General features: G+C 69.8%; 16 protein-coding genes. 9 read left to right on the forward strand and 7 right to left on the reverse strand.

Annotation, left to right across the window (positions count from 1 at the left end; all coding sequences use genetic code 11):
* Positions 1-37: 37 nt before the first annotated feature.
* From IE209_RS10955 to IE209_RS10970, 4 genes are all read right to left on the reverse strand, one after another.
* On the reverse strand, positions 38-529 hold the full coding sequence (locus tag IE209_RS10955) for an HU family DNA-binding protein (RefSeq protein ID WP_189686993.1): 492 nt from the start codon (positions 527-529) through the stop codon (positions 38-40).
* A gap of 255 nt (positions 530-784) precedes the next feature.
* Positions 785-1,849, reverse strand: a complete 1,065-nt coding sequence (locus IE209_RS10960; RefSeq protein WP_189687149.1) for a 2,3-butanediol dehydrogenase — start codon at positions 1,847-1,849, stop codon at positions 785-787.
* A 111-nt stretch (positions 1,850-1,960) separates the two neighbouring features.
* On the reverse strand, positions 1,961-2,896 hold the full coding sequence (locus tag IE209_RS10965; RefSeq protein ID WP_229882804.1) for an SDR family NAD(P)-dependent oxidoreductase: 936 nt from the start codon (positions 2,894-2,896) through the stop codon (positions 1,961-1,963).
* 167 nt (positions 2,897-3,063) lie between these two features.
* On the reverse strand, positions 3,064-5,088 hold the full coding sequence (locus IE209_RS10970) for a sigma-54-dependent Fis family transcriptional regulator (RefSeq protein WP_189686994.1): 2,025 nt from the start codon (positions 5,086-5,088) through the stop codon (positions 3,064-3,066).
* Between the two features lie 290 nt (positions 5,089-5,378).
* Here IE209_RS10970 and alaC point away from each other — a divergent pair, with 290 nt between their 5' ends.
* The 9 genes from alaC to IE209_RS11015 all read left to right on the forward strand — a co-directional run bounded on the left by alaC (position 5,379) and on the right by IE209_RS11015 (position 12,284).
* The gene (alaC, locus tag IE209_RS10975) at positions 5,379-6,584 is read left to right on the forward strand and encodes an alanine transaminase (RefSeq protein WP_189686995.1); all 1,206 of its coding nucleotides are present in this window, start codon (positions 5,379-5,381) and stop codon (positions 6,582-6,584) included.
* A 93-nt stretch (positions 6,585-6,677) separates the two neighbouring features.
* Entirely contained in the window at positions 6,678-7,601 is a 924-nt protein-coding gene (locus IE209_RS10980; protein ID WP_189686996.1) for a ZIP family metal transporter, read from the forward strand.
* A gap of 54 nt (positions 7,602-7,655) precedes the next feature.
* Positions 7,656-8,249: a ZrgA family zinc uptake protein gene (locus IE209_RS10985; protein ID WP_189686997.1), complete on the forward strand. Its 594-nt coding sequence runs from the start codon at positions 7,656-7,658 to the stop codon at positions 8,247-8,249.
* Complete coding sequence (locus tag IE209_RS10990) at positions 8,246-8,959, forward strand: ATP-binding cassette domain-containing protein (protein WP_189686998.1); 714 nt, start codon at positions 8,246-8,248, stop codon at positions 8,957-8,959. The genes IE209_RS10985 and IE209_RS10990 overlap by 4 nt, the downstream gene beginning before the upstream one ends.
* On the forward strand, positions 8,956-10,212 hold the full coding sequence (locus IE209_RS10995; RefSeq protein WP_189686999.1) for an ABC transporter permease: 1,257 nt from the start codon (positions 8,956-8,958) through the stop codon (positions 10,210-10,212). Before IE209_RS10990 ends, IE209_RS10995 begins: the two co-directional genes overlap by 4 nt.
* A gap of 1 nt (position 10,213) precedes the next feature.
* Positions 10,214-10,768, forward strand: coding sequence for a DUF3299 domain-containing protein (locus tag IE209_RS11000; RefSeq protein WP_229882805.1), 555 nt, complete (start codon positions 10,214-10,216; stop codon positions 10,766-10,768).
* 3 nt (positions 10,769-10,771) lie between these two features.
* Positions 10,772-11,182, forward strand: a complete 411-nt coding sequence (locus IE209_RS11005) for a Fur family transcriptional regulator (RefSeq protein WP_189687000.1) — start codon at positions 10,772-10,774, stop codon at positions 11,180-11,182.
* Between the two features lie 98 nt (positions 11,183-11,280).
* A complete protein-coding gene (locus IE209_RS11010; RefSeq protein WP_189687001.1) occupies positions 11,281-11,895 on the forward strand; it encodes an outer membrane beta-barrel protein in 615 nt (204 codons plus the stop codon).
* An 11-nt stretch (positions 11,896-11,906) separates the two neighbouring features.
* Positions 11,907-12,284, forward strand: a complete 378-nt coding sequence (locus IE209_RS11015) for a response regulator (RefSeq protein ID WP_189687002.1) — start codon at positions 11,907-11,909, stop codon at positions 12,282-12,284.
* A gap of 17 nt (positions 12,285-12,301) precedes the next feature.
* On the opposite strand, the gene IE209_RS11020 is transcribed toward IE209_RS11015, so the two are convergent.
* From IE209_RS11020 to IE209_RS11030, 3 genes are all read right to left on the reverse strand, one after another.
* Positions 12,302-12,592 (reverse strand): hypothetical protein, encoded by a 291-nt coding sequence (locus IE209_RS11020; RefSeq protein WP_189687003.1) that lies wholly within the window; start codon positions 12,590-12,592, stop codon positions 12,302-12,304.
* A 317-nt stretch (positions 12,593-12,909) separates the two neighbouring features.
* Complete coding sequence (locus IE209_RS11025; RefSeq protein ID WP_189687004.1) at positions 12,910-14,163, reverse strand: EAL and HDOD domain-containing protein; 1,254 nt, start codon at positions 14,161-14,163, stop codon at positions 12,910-12,912.
* Between the two features lie 73 nt (positions 14,164-14,236).
* Positions 14,237-15,463 carry an EAL and HDOD domain-containing protein gene (locus IE209_RS11030; protein ID WP_189687005.1) on the reverse strand — a complete coding sequence of 409 codons (1,227 nt, stop codon included), beginning with the start codon at positions 15,461-15,463 and terminating at the stop codon, positions 14,237-14,239.
* Positions 15,464-15,557 lie beyond the last annotated feature (94 nt).

The raw sequence follows: 15,557 nt of genomic DNA on the forward strand, positions 1-15,557 counted from the left end.
AGGGTGCCGCCCTTGCAGCGGCACCCGGACCGGCGCCTTACAGCGCGGCGTCCTTGAGCTTCTTGAGCGAACGCACCTTCACGCGCACGGTGGCGGGCTTGGCGGCGAATTCGCGCTCGACCTTGGTGAAGGGGTCGATGCCGCGGCGCTTCTTCTTCGCGGGGATCGCGACCGCGTTGATCTTGAGCAGGCCGGGCAGCGTGAACTCGCCCAGGCCCTTCTTGTTCAGCGAAGCGACCATGGTGGCTTCCAGCGCGCCCAGCACGGCCTTGACGACCTTGGGCTCGGCACCCGACAGCTCGGCCAGCTGGGCCTGCAGCGTGGTCTTGTTGAAGGCGGTCTTGATGGGCTTGAGCGGGCCGGCGGCGGCCTTGGCGGGCGCTGCCTTCTTGACGGGCGCGGCAGCCTTCACAGGGGCAGCCTTCTTGGCGGACGCAGCGGCCTTCACGGGAGCGGCCTTCTTGGCGGGAGCTGCCGCCTTGGCGGTGGCGGTCTTCTTGACGGGAGCGGTTTTCTTAGCAGTTGCCATGTTCGAAATACGTCTTTGGAATCGGAAATGCGCAATGTCGCGCAGCGCGATTCTAGGAAAGTCGCGGTGGCCGCCCCGAATCCAGTGTCCACGAGAGGTCGTTGCGACGCGCAACCGCGCCGGCGAGCGCATGGCGCGATCGCGTTCGCAAGCGCGTGGCCCCGCGCGGCGGCAGCTTCCACGCGGAGCGGCGGCGCTCCGAGGAGCGCGCCGGCCATCCGCGTGGACGGTGCCGTGCACAGCACGGCGGCCATCTCAGGCCGTGGCCGGCCGGACGATGATCTTGACGTTGGCGTCCTTGTTGTGGACCAGTTCCTCGAAGCCGTGGGTGACGATGTCGGGCAGCGCGATGCGGCCCGTGATCAGGGGCCGCACGTCGATGCGACCGTCGGCGATGAAGCGGATGACGTCGGCGAATTCGCCGTTGTACGCCAGTGAGCCCACAACCTCCTTCTCGGTCGCCACCAGCTCGAAGAAGTTGAACTGGCTCGGCTCTTCGAAGATGCCGACCATGACGCAGCGCCCTGCCTTGCGGATCACGTCGAGCGCCAGCTTGGCGGTGTTCTTGTTGCCGATGCACTCGAAAGAAACGTCTGCGCCGTACCCGCCCGTCAATGCCTTGAGTTCGGCGATGGCATCGCACTCCTTGGGATCGATGACCAGGCTGGCACCGACCTCCATCGCCTTGGCCTTGCGGGCCGCCGACATCTCCAGCGCGATGACGCGGCCGGCCCCGGCGGCTTTGGCGCACATGATGGTGCAAAGACCGATGGTGCCGGCGCCCACGACCACGACGGTTTTTCCGACGAGCTCGCCGGCCTTCTTGACGGCATGCAGCCCGACGGCCAGCGGCTCGATCAGCGCACCGGCTTCGGTCGGAAAGTCGTCGGGCAGCTTGTAGAGCAGCTCGGCCGGCACGTTCACGTACTCTGCGAACGCGCCGTTGTTCATGAGGCCGGTGAACGCGAGGTTCTCGCAGATGTTGTACAGACCGTGCGTGCAGTAGTAGCACTTGCCGCAATGCTGGCAGGCGTCGGCAGTGACGCGTTCACCGACGGCGTAACCGGTGACGCCGTCGCCGAGTTCGGCAATCTCGCCGCTGAACTCATGGCCCAGCGTGCACTGGCCCTTGAGGCCGGTGAGCGGATGGGGGTGGTCGACGGGGATGAACACGGGACCGGCGAGGTACTCGTGCAGGTCGGATCCGCAGATGCCGCACCAATGCACGCGGATCTGGACCCAGCCTGCGGGCGGTTTCTGTGGTACCGGCACGTCCTGGACGCGGATGTCATGGCGTCCGTGCCAGACGGCGGCTTGCATGCTGCGTTGATGCTCGGTGCTTGCGCTGTTCATGGTGTGTCTCCAGTGCGTTGGGAAGGGCTGTGCGCATGCCCTGGCCTTGCCAGGGCGCGGGGGGAGGGGGGGACGGCGTCAGACCAGGACCATGCCGCCGTCGACGACCAGCGACTGGCCGGTCATGTAGTCCGAATCGGGCGATGCGAGGAAGCAGGAGACGCCCACCAGGTCATCGGCCCGCGATGGCCGGCCGAGCAGGATGTCGGCCGAAAATTGGTCGAAGGCCTCGTTCTCGCGCGTCGTCATGCCCTCGGTGCGAAAGCCCTGGTCGATCAGCTTCCACATGTCGGTGGCGACCACGCCGGGGCAGATCGCGTTGACGGTGATCTTGTGCTCGCCGAACGCACGGGCGCCCGCCTGCGTCAGCGCGACCACGCTGAACTTGCTGGCACAGTAGTGGGCCAGCGGCGCATAGCCTTGCTTGCCAGCGATCGAGGCGGTATTGACGATCTTCCCGCCGCCGCCCTGCGCAATCATCTGTTTGGCCGCCTCCTGCATGCCGATCAGCACTCCGAGGGCGTTGATGTCCATGACGCGGTGCCAGTCGTCCTCGGTGATCGAGAGGAAGCTGCGCGTTTGCGCAATGCCGGCGTTGTTGAAGATGCCGTCGAGGCGGCCGAACCGGGCCACCGTGGTTTCGACCAACGCCTTGACGCTGGCGCGCTGGCTCACGTCCACCGGCACGGCGATGGCTTCGCCGCCTTGCTCGCGGATCGCGCTGGCCACGGCTTGGGCGTTGTCGATGTCGATGTCGGCGATCGCCAGGCGGCCACCCTGTGCGGCCAGGCCGCGGGCGATCGCTGCGCCGATTCCGCGGCCTGCGCCGGTGACGATGATGGACTTGCGCTCGAGGCGGCTGGGCATGCTGGTCTCCTGTCTGTTGGTGTGGAAGCCCACTCCTCTGCATGCGCCGTGCCAGCCGGTTTTGGCCGGATTGACGGGGATTTCGTGGCCGCATGCGGTGCCAGGCGCAACAGCTGTCGCAGCCGCATGCCACAGGCGTCGCGCCACGGATGCGACAGATGGCGCACACGGGAGCGCGGGGAGCCGCTCTCTACGGGTGGGCGCGGGGAAGCTGGGCGGAACGCGGCGCATGCCCCGTCGCGAAGGAAGGCGCGGCACGGCCCTGGCAAGGCTTGGACACCCCCGCGCTCCCCGGGCCGGGGCAAGGGTCGGCCCTACAGCAGATGCGGCTGCGTGATGCCGTAGCGCTCCATCTGCCGGTAGATCGTGGCCCGGCAGCGCTGCAGCGTGCGCGCGGTCGAGGCGATGTTCCACTGGTTCGCCTTCAGGGCCTGCAGGAGGCGTGTCGCGCCGGCATCTTCGGCCGCGTGTGCGGCGTCGGCCGCAGGCGCGCGCAGGCCCTGTTGCACCGGTGCGGTGTCGGAGCGCTCTGCCGGCTGCGGGGCCGGCGCACCGCTGACTTCCGGCGGCAGATCCGCGACCACGACCGGCCGGTCGCCGGCTTGCGCCAGGGCGAAGCGCAGCGCGTTGCGCAGTTCGCGGATGTTGCCGGGCCAGTCGTGCGCGAGCAGGCTGCGCAGCGCCTCGGGGTCCAGGCTGGCGTTCAGGCCCAGCGTGCAAGCCTCCTCGGCGAACAGCTTGCGCACCAGGAACGCCTGGTCCTTGCGCGCACGCAAGGGCGGCAATGCCAGCGTGGCGCCCGCCAGCCGGTAGTAGAGGTCCTCGCGAAAGCGGCCATCGGCAATCGCATGGCGCAAATCGCGGTGGGTGGCCGCGATCACGTTCAGGCGCACGGCCACCGGCCGCTCCGCACCGAGCGGCAGGACCTCGGATTCCGCGAGCACGCGCAGCAAGCGTGTCTGCAGCGCCAGTGGCATGTCGCCGATCTCGTCCAGGAACAGCGTGCCGCCGTCGGACTGGGCGATCAGTCCTTTCATGCCCTTGCTCCTGCCGCCGGTGAAGCTGCCCGGCATGTAGCCGAACAGTTCGCTCTCGATCAGGCTCTCCGGGATCGACGCGCAGTTGACCGCCACGAAAGGCTGGGCGGCACGCGCGCTGTACGCATGCAGGGCGCGTGCGAGCACTTCCTTGCCGGTGCCGGTTTCGCCGCGGATCAACAGGGGCACGTGGCTGTCCACCAGGCGTTTGGACTGGTCGACGAGGCGGCGCATCACCGCGTCGTCGCCGAGCAGGCGGTCGAGTGCATCCGACCTGCGGGTGTCCGCGTGGTCCGCACTGCGCACCAGGGCCTGCGGCTTGGGGCCGTCCGTGGCCGCAGGCCCGGATGCGACCGTGCCCGCGCCCTTGGGCGGGATCAGGATCCCCTGGAATTGCGCATTCCTGTGCGAACCGCCGGCCGTGACGGGCTCGGACGCGCCGCTGCGGGCCATGCGGCGCAGCGCGTCCATTCCGATGTCCAGCAGCTGCGTGATCGGCTGGCCCACCAGATCGGCGGCAGGGCCGCCGAAGTGTCGCCTGGCTCCGGTGTTGGCGCCGCACACGACGCCGTCGTCGTCCAGCGCGAACATCACGTGACCCGAGACCTCCACCAGCCCCGGCACGGTGCCCAGCCGCAGCACGGCATGCCTGGCAAAGCAGCGCAGGAAGTTGGCGTCCTCGATCATCTGCGCGTACATCGCGGTCAGGTGCTGGACCAGGTGCTGGCTTTCGCGCGCTTGCGGCGAATGCAGCGCGGACACGTCCAGCACGCCCAGCAGCTGGCCGCTGGGCGCGCGCAGCGGCGCTGCGGTGCAGGTCAGCGCGATGTGGGTGGCGTCGAAGTGCTCGGCCTGGTGGCAGGTGATCGTGGCCTGTTCGACCAGGCAGGTGCCCACGCCGCAGGTTCCGGCATGGGCCTCGTTCCAGTCGGCGCCGATGTACAGCCCGGCGGCCTTGAACTGCGACTCGGAGGCCGGGTTGCCGATGTAGTCGACGGTGATGCCTTCGGCATCGGTCAGCAGCAGCATGTAGCCCAGGTCGGCGACGCGGCCGTACAGGTCCTGCATGCCGGCGCGCGCGACGCGCATGAAACCGTCCATGCGCTGCTGGTGGTCGCGCACCAGATCGGAGGGCAGGATACGGGTGGGCGTCGGGCGCGTCGGGTCCAGGCCGTGCTGCTGCATGCAGCGTGTCCAGGACTTGTGGATGATGGCCTGCGGTCCGCCACCGGACAGGCTGGATGCGTTGGCAGTACCGATCCTGACCACGTTGTCGATGTGTCTTGACCTGACGCTGGACATGGCTGCGACTCCTGATCTGGGTCTCGTGCGCTGGGACTCGCGGTCCCGTGGCTTCGTCGTTGCGGTCTGGCGCCGCGCACGGCGGGTGGCCGGGCCGATCGCCCGGTGGAGCATCCGCGCCGCATGATGGTGCGGTGCATCCGGTGTCTCAATTGCCGCTTTCCCTAGGCGACAGGTGTCGCACCGGGGCCGCTTGTCGCAGCTTGCGACTGCGTTAGCATCGCGGCGGGTCGGCCCCATTGCCGACCACGTCGCTCGGACGGTTCCGGGCGCTTACGTGAGAGTTCTCCATGTCCGCATCTGCTGCAGGCAAGCGCCGTTTCGCGCGCATCGACCGCCTGCCCCCCTACGTGTTCAACATCACGGCCGAGCGCAAGCTCGCCGCACGCCGCGCCGGCGTGGACGTGATCGACATGAGCATGGGCAACCCCGACGGGGCCACGCCGCCGCACATCGTGGCCAAGCTGGTCGAGGCCGCGCAGCGGCCCGACACGCACGGCTACTCGGCCAGCAAGGGCATCCCGCGGCTGCGCCGTGCGATCTGCCACTGGTACGAAGAGCGCTACGGCGTGGCTTTCGATGCCGACACCGAGGCCATCGTGACCATCGGCTCCAAGGAGGGCCTGGCCCACCTGATGCTGGCCACGCTGGACCGCGGCGACACCGTGCTGGTGCCCGACCCGAGCTACCCCATCCACATCTACGGCGCCGTGATCGCGGGTGCCGACATCCGCTCGGTGCCCATGGCGCCGGGCGTGGACTTCTTCGGCGAACTCGAGAAGGCCATCCGCGGCAGCTACCCCAAGCCCAAGATGATCGTGCTGGGCTTTCCGTCCAACCCCACGGCGCAATGCGTGGAGCTGGACTTCTTCGAGCGCGTGGTGGCGCTGGCGAAGAAGCACGACATCTTCGTCGTGCACGACCTGGCCTATGCCGACATCGTGTTCGACGGCTGGAAGGCGCCGTCCATCATGCAGGTCAAGGGCGCGCGCGACATCGCGGTGGAGTTCTTCACGCTGTCCAAGAGCTACAACATGGCGGGCTGGCGCGTGGGCTTCATGGTCGGCAACGCCGACCTCGTGGCGGCGCTGGCGCGCATCAAGAGCTACCACGACTACGGCACCTTCACGCCGCTGCAGGTGGCGGCCATCGCCGCGCTGGAGGGCGACCAGCAGTGCGTGAAGGACATCGCGCTGCAGTACCAGCGCCGGCGCGACGTGCTCTACAAGGGCCTGACCGAGGCCGGCTGGCAGGTCGAGTGCCCGAAGGCCTCGATGTACATCTGGGCGCGCATCCCCGAGGCCTACCGCGCCATGGGCTCGCTCGAGTTTTCCAAGCAGCTGCTGGACAAGGCCAAGGTCAGCGTCTCGCCCGGCATCGGCTTCGGCGACCACGGCGACGAGCATGTGCGCTTCGCCCTGATCGAGAACGAGTCGCGCATCCGACAGGCGGTGCGGGGCATCAAGGCCATGTTCAAGGCCGACGGCCTGGTGTGAGGGCTCGGATGCCGATAGTGAGCATGCGTTATCATTAGCGCCTCGCGAGGGCAGCCGCCCTCGCTTTCTTTTTTCGAAGAATCGCGCACCGCCATGGATCTGCTCGGCATCCTGATCGCCACCCTGGTCGCCGGCGTCGGCAGCGTGTGGCTGGCGGCGCTGCTGCTGCGGCTGGCCGCACGCCAGCGCCGGCTTCTCGCCGACCGCCGCTACCTGCTGAGCTTTGCCGCCGGCGCGCTGCTGGCCACGGCCTTCGTGCACCTGCTGCCCGAGGCCTTCGAGAGCGGCATGAACCCCGCGCTGCTGTTCGGCGTGCTGCTGGCCGGCCTGGTGTTGTTCTTCCTGCTCGACAAGGTGGAGCTGTGGCACCACGGCCATGAGCACGCCGACCACGGCCACGCGCATGGCCAGGACCACCACCACGGCCACCACCATCACCACCACGGTGGCAAGGGCGGCAGCTGGGCCGTGCTGGCCGGCGACAGCGTGCACTGCTTCGGCGACGGCATCGTGATCGCCTCGGCCTTCGCGGTCAGCCCCGCGCTCGGGGCGGTGGCGGCGCTGGCCGTGCTCGCGCACGAGGTGCCGCACCACATCGGCGACCTCGTCGTGCTGGACGGTGGCACCGGCACGCCGCGTGTGGCCGTGCTCAAGCTGACGCTGGCCGGCATGGTCACGGCCCTGGGCGGCCTGGTCGGCTGGTGGCTGCTGGAGCGGCTGCAGGCCTGGCTCCCGTACTTTCTCGTGGTGGCCAGCAGCAGCTTCGTCTACGTCGCGCTGGCCGACCTGATCCCGCAGCTGCAGACACGGCTGACCAAGCGTCAGACGGCGGCCCAGGTCAGCTGGCTGGTGGCCGGCATCGCGATCGTGGCCGTGGTGGGCACGCTGGCGCACCACGGCCACGACCATGGCCATGGCGACCACGACGGGCACGGCCACGACGGTGTCACGCAGCCGCACGACCATGCAGGCGAGCACGCGCACGACCATGCGCCTGCGGCGCCGGCCTTCAAGTAGGGGAACTTCCGGGCCGCTGCGGCGGTCCGCACGGTGACAACAGCACGACGCAGCATGCCCATTTCTTCTTTGCTCCCGACCCGCCGCCTGCTCGCGGCCTGCGGCCTGGCGCTGGCCCTGGCCACAACGGCGTTCGCGCAGCACGACCACAAGGCCCACGCCCATGGCCGCATCGAACTCGACGTCGCCGTGGACGCCCAGCGCATCAGCTTGCGCATGGAATCGCCGCTGCACGACCTGCTGGGCTTCGAGCGCGCTCCGCGCTCGGTGGCCGAGCGCGGCCGCGTGACGGCGCTGGCCGAGCAGTTGCGCGCGGCCGACAAGCTGTTCGTGGTCGATGCCGCAGGCGAATGCCGGCTGGCCGATTCCGTGGTCGAGGCGCCTATGCTCGGCCTGGGCGCGGCAGCGCCGGCGGCTTCCGCCGCGTCCACGCCGGCCGCGGCGCCCGATGCCGAGACCCATGCCGACCTGGTGCTGACGGCCAACTTCGATTGCCGCAAGGCCGCGGCCGCGCAGCACGTCGATGTGCGCCTGTTCGAGGCCTTCCCGGGCGTGCGCACGGTGGCCGCCCAGGTGGCCGGACCCAAGGGCCAGAGCCTGACGCTGCTGCGCAAGGCGGCGGCCCGCTTGCCGCTCGCAGGCAAGTGAGCCATCCGGTTCTCCAGGTCGAGGGGCTGCGCTTCGCCTGGCCGGGCAGCGCGGCCGACTGCCTGGACATCCCGGCCTTCACGGTCGCGGCCGGCGACACGGTGTTCGTGCACGGCCCCAGCGGTTGCGGCAAGAGCAGCCTGCTGGCGCTGGCCGCCGGCGTGCTGCTGCCCCAGCAGGGCCGCGTGCTGCTGGCCGGGCGCGACTGGCGGGGCCTCTCGCGCGCCGCGCGCGACCGCTGGCGCGTGGACCATGTGGGCATCGTGTTCCAGCAGTTCAACCTGCTGCCCTACCTGAGCGTGCTCGACAACGTGCTGCTGCCCTGTCGCTTTTCCACGCAGCGCCAGCGCGCCGCCGCGCAGCAGGGCGGCTCGGCCCGCGCGCAGGCCGGCCACTGGCTGGCGGCCATGGGGCTGGACGAGGCGCTGTGGTCGCGCCAGCCTGGCCAGCTCTCGGTGGGCCAGCAGCAGCGCGTGGCGGCGGCGCGCGCGCTGGTCGGCATGCCGGCCCTGGTGATCGCCGACGAGCCGACCTCGGCGCTGGACGAAGACCGGCGCGATGCCTTCGTCGACCTGCTGCTGGCGGCCTGCGCGGGTGCCGGCAGCGCGCTGCTGTTCGTGAGCCACGACCGGCGGCTCGCACCGCGCTTCGGCCGCCAGGTGGCGCTGCCCGAACTCAACCGCGCGCTAGCGGGGAGGGTGGTGGCATGAAGCCCTTCCTGGCCGTGCTGGCGCTGCGCAGCGCCTGGAACCGGCGCTTCACGCTGGCGCTGACCATCGCCTCGATCGCGCTGTCCACCTTCATGCTCTTGGGCGTGGAGCGCATCCGCAGCGACCTGCGCGACAGTTTCGCCTCGGCCGTCTCGGGCACCGATCTCATCGTGGGCCCGCGCACGGGCTCGGTGCAGTTGCTGCTGTACTCGGTGTTCCATGTCGGCGGCGCACGCAACAACATCGGCTGGAACACGGTGCAGGCGCTCAAGGCGCAGCCGGCGGTTTCCTGGGTCGTGCCGCTGTCGCTGGGCGATGCGCACCGCGGCTTTCCGGTCATGGGCACCAGCGTGGAGATCTTCGAGCGCTTCCGCCATGGCGAAGGCCAGCCGCTGCGCCTGGCGCAGGGCCAGCCGTTCGCCCAGCTGTTCGACGCCGTGATCGGCGCCGAGGTGGCCGAGCGCCTGGGCTACGGGCTGGGCCAGCGCATCACGCTGGCCCATGGCGGTGGAGAGCTGGAGCAGGACAGCCACGCCGACAAGCCCTTCGGCGTGGTGGGCGTGCTGGCGCGCACGGGCACGCCGATCGACCGCAGCGTGCTGGTGAGCCTTCAGGCCATGGAGGCGCTGCACGCCGACTGGATCGGCGGCATCCGGTTGCCGGGGCGTGCGCCCGCGGCGCTGCCGGCCGACCTCACGCCCAAGTCCGTCACGGCCGCGCTGGTCGGCCTCAAGAGCCGGGCGCAGGTGTTCTCGGTGCAGCGCTGGGTCAACAACTACAGCGGCGAGCCCGTCATGGGCATCCTGCCCGGCGTGGCCATGGACGAGCTGTGGGATGTGATCGGCCCGGGCGAGCAGGCGCTGCTGGCCATGTCGGGCCTGGTGGCGCTGGTCAGCATGGCGGGCCTGGTGGCCGTGGTGCTGGCCGGCCTCAACGAGCGCCGGCGCGAACTGGCCGTGCTGCGCGCCGTGGGCGCCGGCCCGGTGCAGGTCATGGGCCTGCTGGCGCTGGAAGGCCTGTGGGTCACGCTGGCCGGGCTGCTGCTGGGCCTGGCGGCGCAGTGGGCCGTCATCGCCGCCACCGGGCCCTGGCTGCAGTCGCAGTTCGGCCTCAGCCTGCAGCTGGCGCTGCCGAGCGCAGCACAATGGACCCTGTTGGCCGCCTTGCTGGTGGCCGGATTGCTGGCCAGCCTGGTGCCGGGCTGGCGAGCCTACCGTTTGTCCCTGGCCGACGGCCTGACCCCGAGGATTTGACATGTTCCAAGACCGTGACCGCATGCCGACGCGCCGGGCCGCCCTGGCCGCCTGTGCCGCTGCCTCCCTCGCGCCGCTGGCCGCCCGCGCCACGCAGTTCCGCGAGATCACCTGGACCGAGCTCGTGCCGGCCGGCTGGGACCCGTCCAAGGACCTGCAGGGCCTGAGCGCCGGCACCGGTGGCCTGCAGGACACCGACCCGCGCGCCAAGGAGCTCATGGACAAGCTGCGCGAGATCTGGGACAACGCGCCCACCGTCGCCGCCATGAACGGCATCGACGCCAAGCTGCCCGGCTACCTGGTGCCGCTGGAAGAGGGCAAGCAGGGCATCCGCGAGTTCCTGCTGGTGCCGTACTTCGGCGCCTGCATCCACACGCCGCCGCCGCCTTCCAACCAGATCCTGCTGGGCCGGGCCGAGAAGCCCTTCACGGGCCTGCGCACCATGGAGGCGATCTGGGTCTACGGCCGCCTGGAGATCGAACGTGCGCCGTCCGCGATGGGCGTGGCCGGTTACACCATGCGCGTGGCCAAGGTCGAGAAGTACCGGGAGAAGTAAGGGGTGGAGCGCACGACCCGCCAGCGCGACGCGATCCGCCAGGCCCTGGTGCAGGCCGGCCGGCCGCTGCTGCCCACCGAGATCCTGGCCGCGGCCCAGGCCGAGGTGCCGGCGCTGGGCATCGCCACCGTCTACCGCAACCTCAAGCAGCTGGCCGAGGCCGGCGAGGTGCAGAGCGTGGAACTGCCCGGCGAGGCGCCGCGCTTCGAGCCGGGCGGGCACCACCACCACCACCACTTCAGCTGCACTGTCTGCCACCGCGTGTTCGACGTGCACGCCTGCCCGGGCGACATGCAGAAACTGGCGCCGCCCGGCTTCGCGGTGGAGCGCCACGAACTCACGCTGTACGGCCGCTGCGACGAGTGCGCCGCCCCCCAAGGCGGCCAGCGCCGCAAGGCCGCACGGCGAAGCTGAGAAAAGCGTCCGCGGACGGCCTTTTGTCCCACAATGGTCTGGCGGGCCGATGGCGAGAATGCGCTCGTCGGGCGCGCTGGCCCGCCCAAGGAGGACGTATGGACAGCTTGCGAACGCGTGCGGCTCTGGCCGTCGGTCTGCTGGCAGGTGCCTGCGCTTTCGCGCAGGGCGGCAGTACCCCATCGTCGCCACCCTCCGGCCCCAACTACGAACTGCGCCGCAGCAGCTGGCTGCCGGGCGGTTATGCCGGGCTGAGCCTGGGCCGCCCGAGCTACCGGCTGGACTGCGGCATCGGCGGCTGCGACCAGCCCAACCTGTCGGGCCATGCCTACGTGGGCGGCATGTTCAGCCCCTACTTCGGTGCGGAAATCGGCTTGCTGAGCATGGGCGAGGTCGAGCGCGCAGGCGGCGAGACCCGCGCCGAAGGGGTGAACTTCAGCCTGATGGGGCGTGCGCCGGTCGGCGCCGGGTTCGGCGTGTTCGGCCGCGTCGGCACGACCTGGGGCCGCACGCGCATCGATGCGGCGCCCGGTGCCGGCATTGCCACCGGCCGCGCGAGCGGCTGGGGGCCGGCCTACGGGCTCGGGGTGGACTGGGCCTTCAGCAACAACTGGTCGGCCGTGCTGGACTGGCAGCGCCACCGCTTCGATTACGCCGGCGACGACAATGGCTGGGTCCGGTCCACCAGCATCGGGCTCAAGTACCGCTTCTAGACACTGCCTCCATGCCCCAGACCCGCATCCTGTACGTCGAAGACAACGAAGACCTGCGCGATTCCATTGCCATGCTGCTGGAGGAGGAGCCCGGCTACGCCGTGACGGTCTGCGGCACCGGCGAGGAGGCGCTGGCGCTGCTGGCGCAGGACGATTGCGACATCCTGATCACCGACGTGGGGCTGCCAGGGCTGTCGGGCGTGGAACTGGCGCAGCAGTTGCTGGCGCGCAAACCGGCGCAACATGTGCTGCTGTGCTCCGGTTATGACATGGGGGGCGAGCTGGCCGCGATGGGCCCTCATGTGCGGGCGCTGACCAAGCCCTTCGAAGTCGACGAACTCGAGCGCTTGCTGCAGGAGATGGTGGCAGCGTTGCGCAGCGCCGCTTGAGCGCTGCGGCGCACGGCTCAGTCCCGGCGTTCCATCCAGCCCAGGGCCTGGTCCCGCAGTTGCACAATGCGTGACCAGCTCATGCACATGCGCGCGTAGGCGCGCAGGACGTCGGTATTGACGGGTGCCTCCATGCCTTCCAGGGCGGCGGGTTCGAGCCGGTTGCGCGCCACGGTCTCGAACTCGCTGCTGGCCTGCAGCCATTGGTCGGCCAGGTCCCCGTAGCCGGAATCGTGCAAGGTGATGCACGCGTCGTCCCGGCGGTGCTCCTCGATCAGAGCCAAGGCCCTTGCCTGCTGCAAATCCATCGCTTTCCCCTGTTGCTGCACTGCAGCGTCGCTGTTGCATCCGGTTTCAGCACGCGATACTGCGCGGCCGCCGGTGGCCTCCTTGTAGGCCGTGGGCGCATCAGCATGTGCGCCATGTCCGTGGCTGGCCTACAGCGCGGGCAAGGGCGAAAGCCGCCGCATCGTGGGGGAAAGGCGCACCGGCGGTGCGCTGGGCCGGCAGGTGGCATGCGGACGCATCGCCGGTCGGCTGCGGGCCGCGGCATGGCGGCGTCCGCAAGGGCCGTGCAGGGCTGCGCGGGGGAGCCGGATGGGCCGGCTCCGCGCGGCATCGGCCCTCAGGCCGTCTCGGCCCAGGCCAGCGCCTGCAGGTGCGCCATGTTGACCTGCCGGCTCGACAGCGCCAGCGCGTTGGCGACGCGGGCGAACACCGCGTCATCGCCGCGCTCGCAGGCCTCGGTCAGTTCGAGGAAGGGGGCGTACAGGCCGCGGCGGTGCAGCAGCGCATCGACGACCGGCTCGGGCAGGGCCACCGATTCGAGCGCCTTGGCCATGGGCACGCCCAGCATGCTGTCCAGCAACGAGAACACACCCACCGTGAAGGCGTTGTCGCATTCCTCGGGCGACAGCAGCTCGGCCGTCAAGAGCTCCATGAGGCGGCCGCGCACCACCGCGGTCTGGCCGATGGCCGGGGGCGGGCCGCCGCTGCGCGACGTGCTCAGGAGCAGCGCCGCCCAGCGCAACAGCTTTTGCATGCCGAGGATCATGACCGCGTGGCGGAAGGAGGTGATCTCGCAGTTCAGGCCGAAGCCCGAAGCGTTGATGAAGCGCAGCAGGTTGAACGACAGCGTGGGGTCGCGCTTGAGCAGCTCCTCCAGTTCGGCACTGCCGGCCTGGTTGCGCACCAGGTTGACGAGCCGCAGGATGGTCGCCTGCGAGGGGCGGATGGTCAGGGCCTTGACCATGGTCGGCTTGGCGAACCAGTAGCCCTGGAACAGCTTGACGCCGTAGCCGGCCAGCAGCTTGTGCTGCTCGCCGGTTTCCACCTTTTCGGCCACCAGCTGGGCGCTGGTGTTGCTGCGGGCGAACTGCACGAAGGCCTCGACCTTGTCGCCGGACAGCACCATGAGGTCCAGCTTGATGTAGGCGGCCAGCGGGCGCCAGGGCGCATAGCCGCGCGTCAGGACGCTGTGGTTGAAGGCGAAGCGAAAGCCTTCCTTGTGCAGCTTGTGCATGACCTCGGCCATCCTCGCGATGAGCGCGGGGTCGTGCCCGGGCACCGGCGGCACCTCCAGCACCACCTTGTCCGGATGGATCAGCTCCAGGTGGCCCCCGGCCAGGCTTTCGTGCGTGCAGTTGATGAACACCAGCTTGTTGCCGACCAAGGTCTCGGTGTCGGCGAACGACAGCGCGTTGAACAGCAGGGCGGCATCGCTGTCGGCCGTGTGCTGGCTGGGCGAGGTCGAGCGGTCGAACAGCTCGTAGCCGAGCACCGTGCGGGTGTCGTCCACGATGGCCTGGCGCGCGATCACGACCTGGTTGTCATCGCCCGCGGGCTTCATCGGTGTCAGCGCGTCGGGGATGATGGACATGGTGCAGGCTCCGTGCGGGCAGGCGGTTCTTGGCAGGGGGCGGGATGCGTCGGCCGGTGTGGCGGGGTGGGGCTCACTCGACCAGGGCGTCGGCCCAGGCCAGCGCATCCAGGTGCGCCAGGCTGACCTGGCGCTCGGTCAGGTGCAGGGCCGCCGTGGCGCGGCGGAAGGCCTCGGCATCGCCGGTTTCGCAGGCCTGCGCCAGTGCCAGCAGGTCGGCATACGGCCCGTTGCCGTGCAGCAGCGCGTCGACGATGGGCGGCTGCAGCGTCAGCAGGCCCACGGCCTGCTCCATGGGCATGCCCAGCATGGTGTCCAGCAGCGAGAACACACCGACCACGAAGGCGGCGTCGCATTCCTCGGGCGACATGGACTCGGCCGCCAGCAGCTCCATGAGCCGGCCGCGCACCACCGCCGTGCTGCCCACCACCGGCGAGGCTGCGCCGGCCGCCGCCGTGGTCAGCAGCAGTGCGGCCCAGCGGAACAGCTTCTTCAGGCCCAGCAGCATCACGGCCTGGCGGAAGGAGGTGATTTCGCGCGTGAGCCCGAAGCCCGAGGAGTTGATCAGGCGCATCAGGTTGAAGCCCAGCATCGCGTCCTTCTTGAGCACCTGCTCGATCTCGTCGGTGCTGGCCTGGTTGCGCACCAGGTTGATGAGCTGGATCACGTTGGCCTGCGAGGGCGCGAGCAGGCGCGTCTTGATCAGGTCCGGCTTGGCGAACCAGTAGCCCTGGAACAGCTCCACGCCGTAGCCGACCAGCTGCTCGTACTGGGCGGCGGTCTCGGTCTTCTCGGCGATCAGCCGCGCGCCGGTGCGGGTCAGCGCGGCCTGGATCAGCTTGGGCAACTGCATCGGGTCGATGTCCGCGAGGTCCAGCTTGATGAAGTCGGCCAGCGGCTGCCAGCTGGCATAGGCCGGCTCGAGCACCTGTTGGCTGAAGGCCAGGCGAAACCCCCGTTTGCGCAGCCCATGCAGCGCGTGCGAATGCGCTTCGATCTCGGCGGGCGCGTCGCCTGCGATGCCCTCGATCTCCAGCACCAGCCGCTCGGGCTGCACCAGATCCAGGTGGCCGCCGGCCAGGCTGTTGTGGGTGCTGTTGACGAAGATCGCGAACTGGCCGACCAGGGCCTCGCTGCCGGTATGCGCCAATGCGCTGAACACCAGGGCTACGTCGTGCGCAGGCGCGTGCGCGTCCGCGGGGTGGGAGCGGTCGAACAACTCGTAGCCGAACACCGCCCGGCGCTTGTCCACGATGGGCTGGCGGGCGATCAGCATGGACGCGGTATCGGCAACGGTCATGGGGGCGTGGCGGTTCAACCAGAATGGAGTCTTGGCGAATTCTAGGGCGCTGCGTTTCATTCGTACGCCATCTCTTTCCAATGGGCTCCGACAC

Source organism: Pseudorhodoferax aquiterrae (assembly GCF_014652235.1).
Taxonomy (GTDB): Bacteria; Pseudomonadota; Gammaproteobacteria; order Burkholderiales; family Burkholderiaceae_C; genus Pseudorhodoferax; species Pseudorhodoferax aquiterrae.

Bases quoted from the DNA above. Each gene is read 5' to 3' on its own strand.
- IE209_RS10995 (WP_189686999.1), top strand. From the start codon at position 8,956: ATGAAGCCCTTCCTGGCCGTGCTGGCGCTGCGCAGCGCCTGGAACCGG.
- IE209_RS10960 (WP_189687149.1), bottom strand. From the start codon at position 1,849: ATGCAAGCCGCCGTCTGGCACGGACGCCATGACATCCGCGTCCAGGAC.
- IE209_RS11020 (WP_189687003.1), bottom strand. From the start codon at position 12,592: ATGGATTTGCAGCAGGCAAGGGCCTTGGCTCTGATCGAGGAGCACCGC.
- alaC (WP_189686995.1), top strand. From the start codon at position 5,379: ATGTCCGCATCTGCTGCAGGCAAGCGCCGTTTCGCGCGCATCGACCGC.
- IE209_RS11010 (WP_189687001.1), top strand. From the start codon at position 11,281: ATGGACAGCTTGCGAACGCGTGCGGCTCTGGCCGTCGGTCTGCTGGCA.
- IE209_RS11025 (WP_189687004.1), bottom strand. From the start codon at position 14,163: ATGTCCATCATCCCCGACGCGCTGACACCGATGAAGCCCGCGGGCGAT.
- IE209_RS10985 (WP_189686997.1), top strand. From the start codon at position 7,656: ATGCCCATTTCTTCTTTGCTCCCGACCCGCCGCCTGCTCGCGGCCTGC.
- IE209_RS11015 (WP_189687002.1), top strand. From the start codon at position 11,907: ATGCCCCAGACCCGCATCCTGTACGTCGAAGACAACGAAGACCTGCGC.
- IE209_RS11000 (WP_229882805.1), top strand. From the start codon at position 10,214: ATGTTCCAAGACCGTGACCGCATGCCGACGCGCCGGGCCGCCCTGGCC.
- IE209_RS11030 (WP_189687005.1), bottom strand. From the start codon at position 15,463: ATGACCGTTGCCGATACCGCGTCCATGCTGATCGCCCGCCAGCCCATC.
- IE209_RS10970 (WP_189686994.1), bottom strand. From the start codon at position 5,088: ATGTCCAGCGTCAGGTCAAGACACATCGACAACGTGGTCAGGATCGGT.
- IE209_RS10955 (WP_189686993.1), bottom strand. From the start codon at position 529: ATGGCAACTGCTAAGAAAACCGCTCCCGTCAAGAAGACCGCCACCGCC.
- IE209_RS10980 (WP_189686996.1), top strand. From the start codon at position 6,678: ATGGATCTGCTCGGCATCCTGATCGCCACCCTGGTCGCCGGCGTCGGC.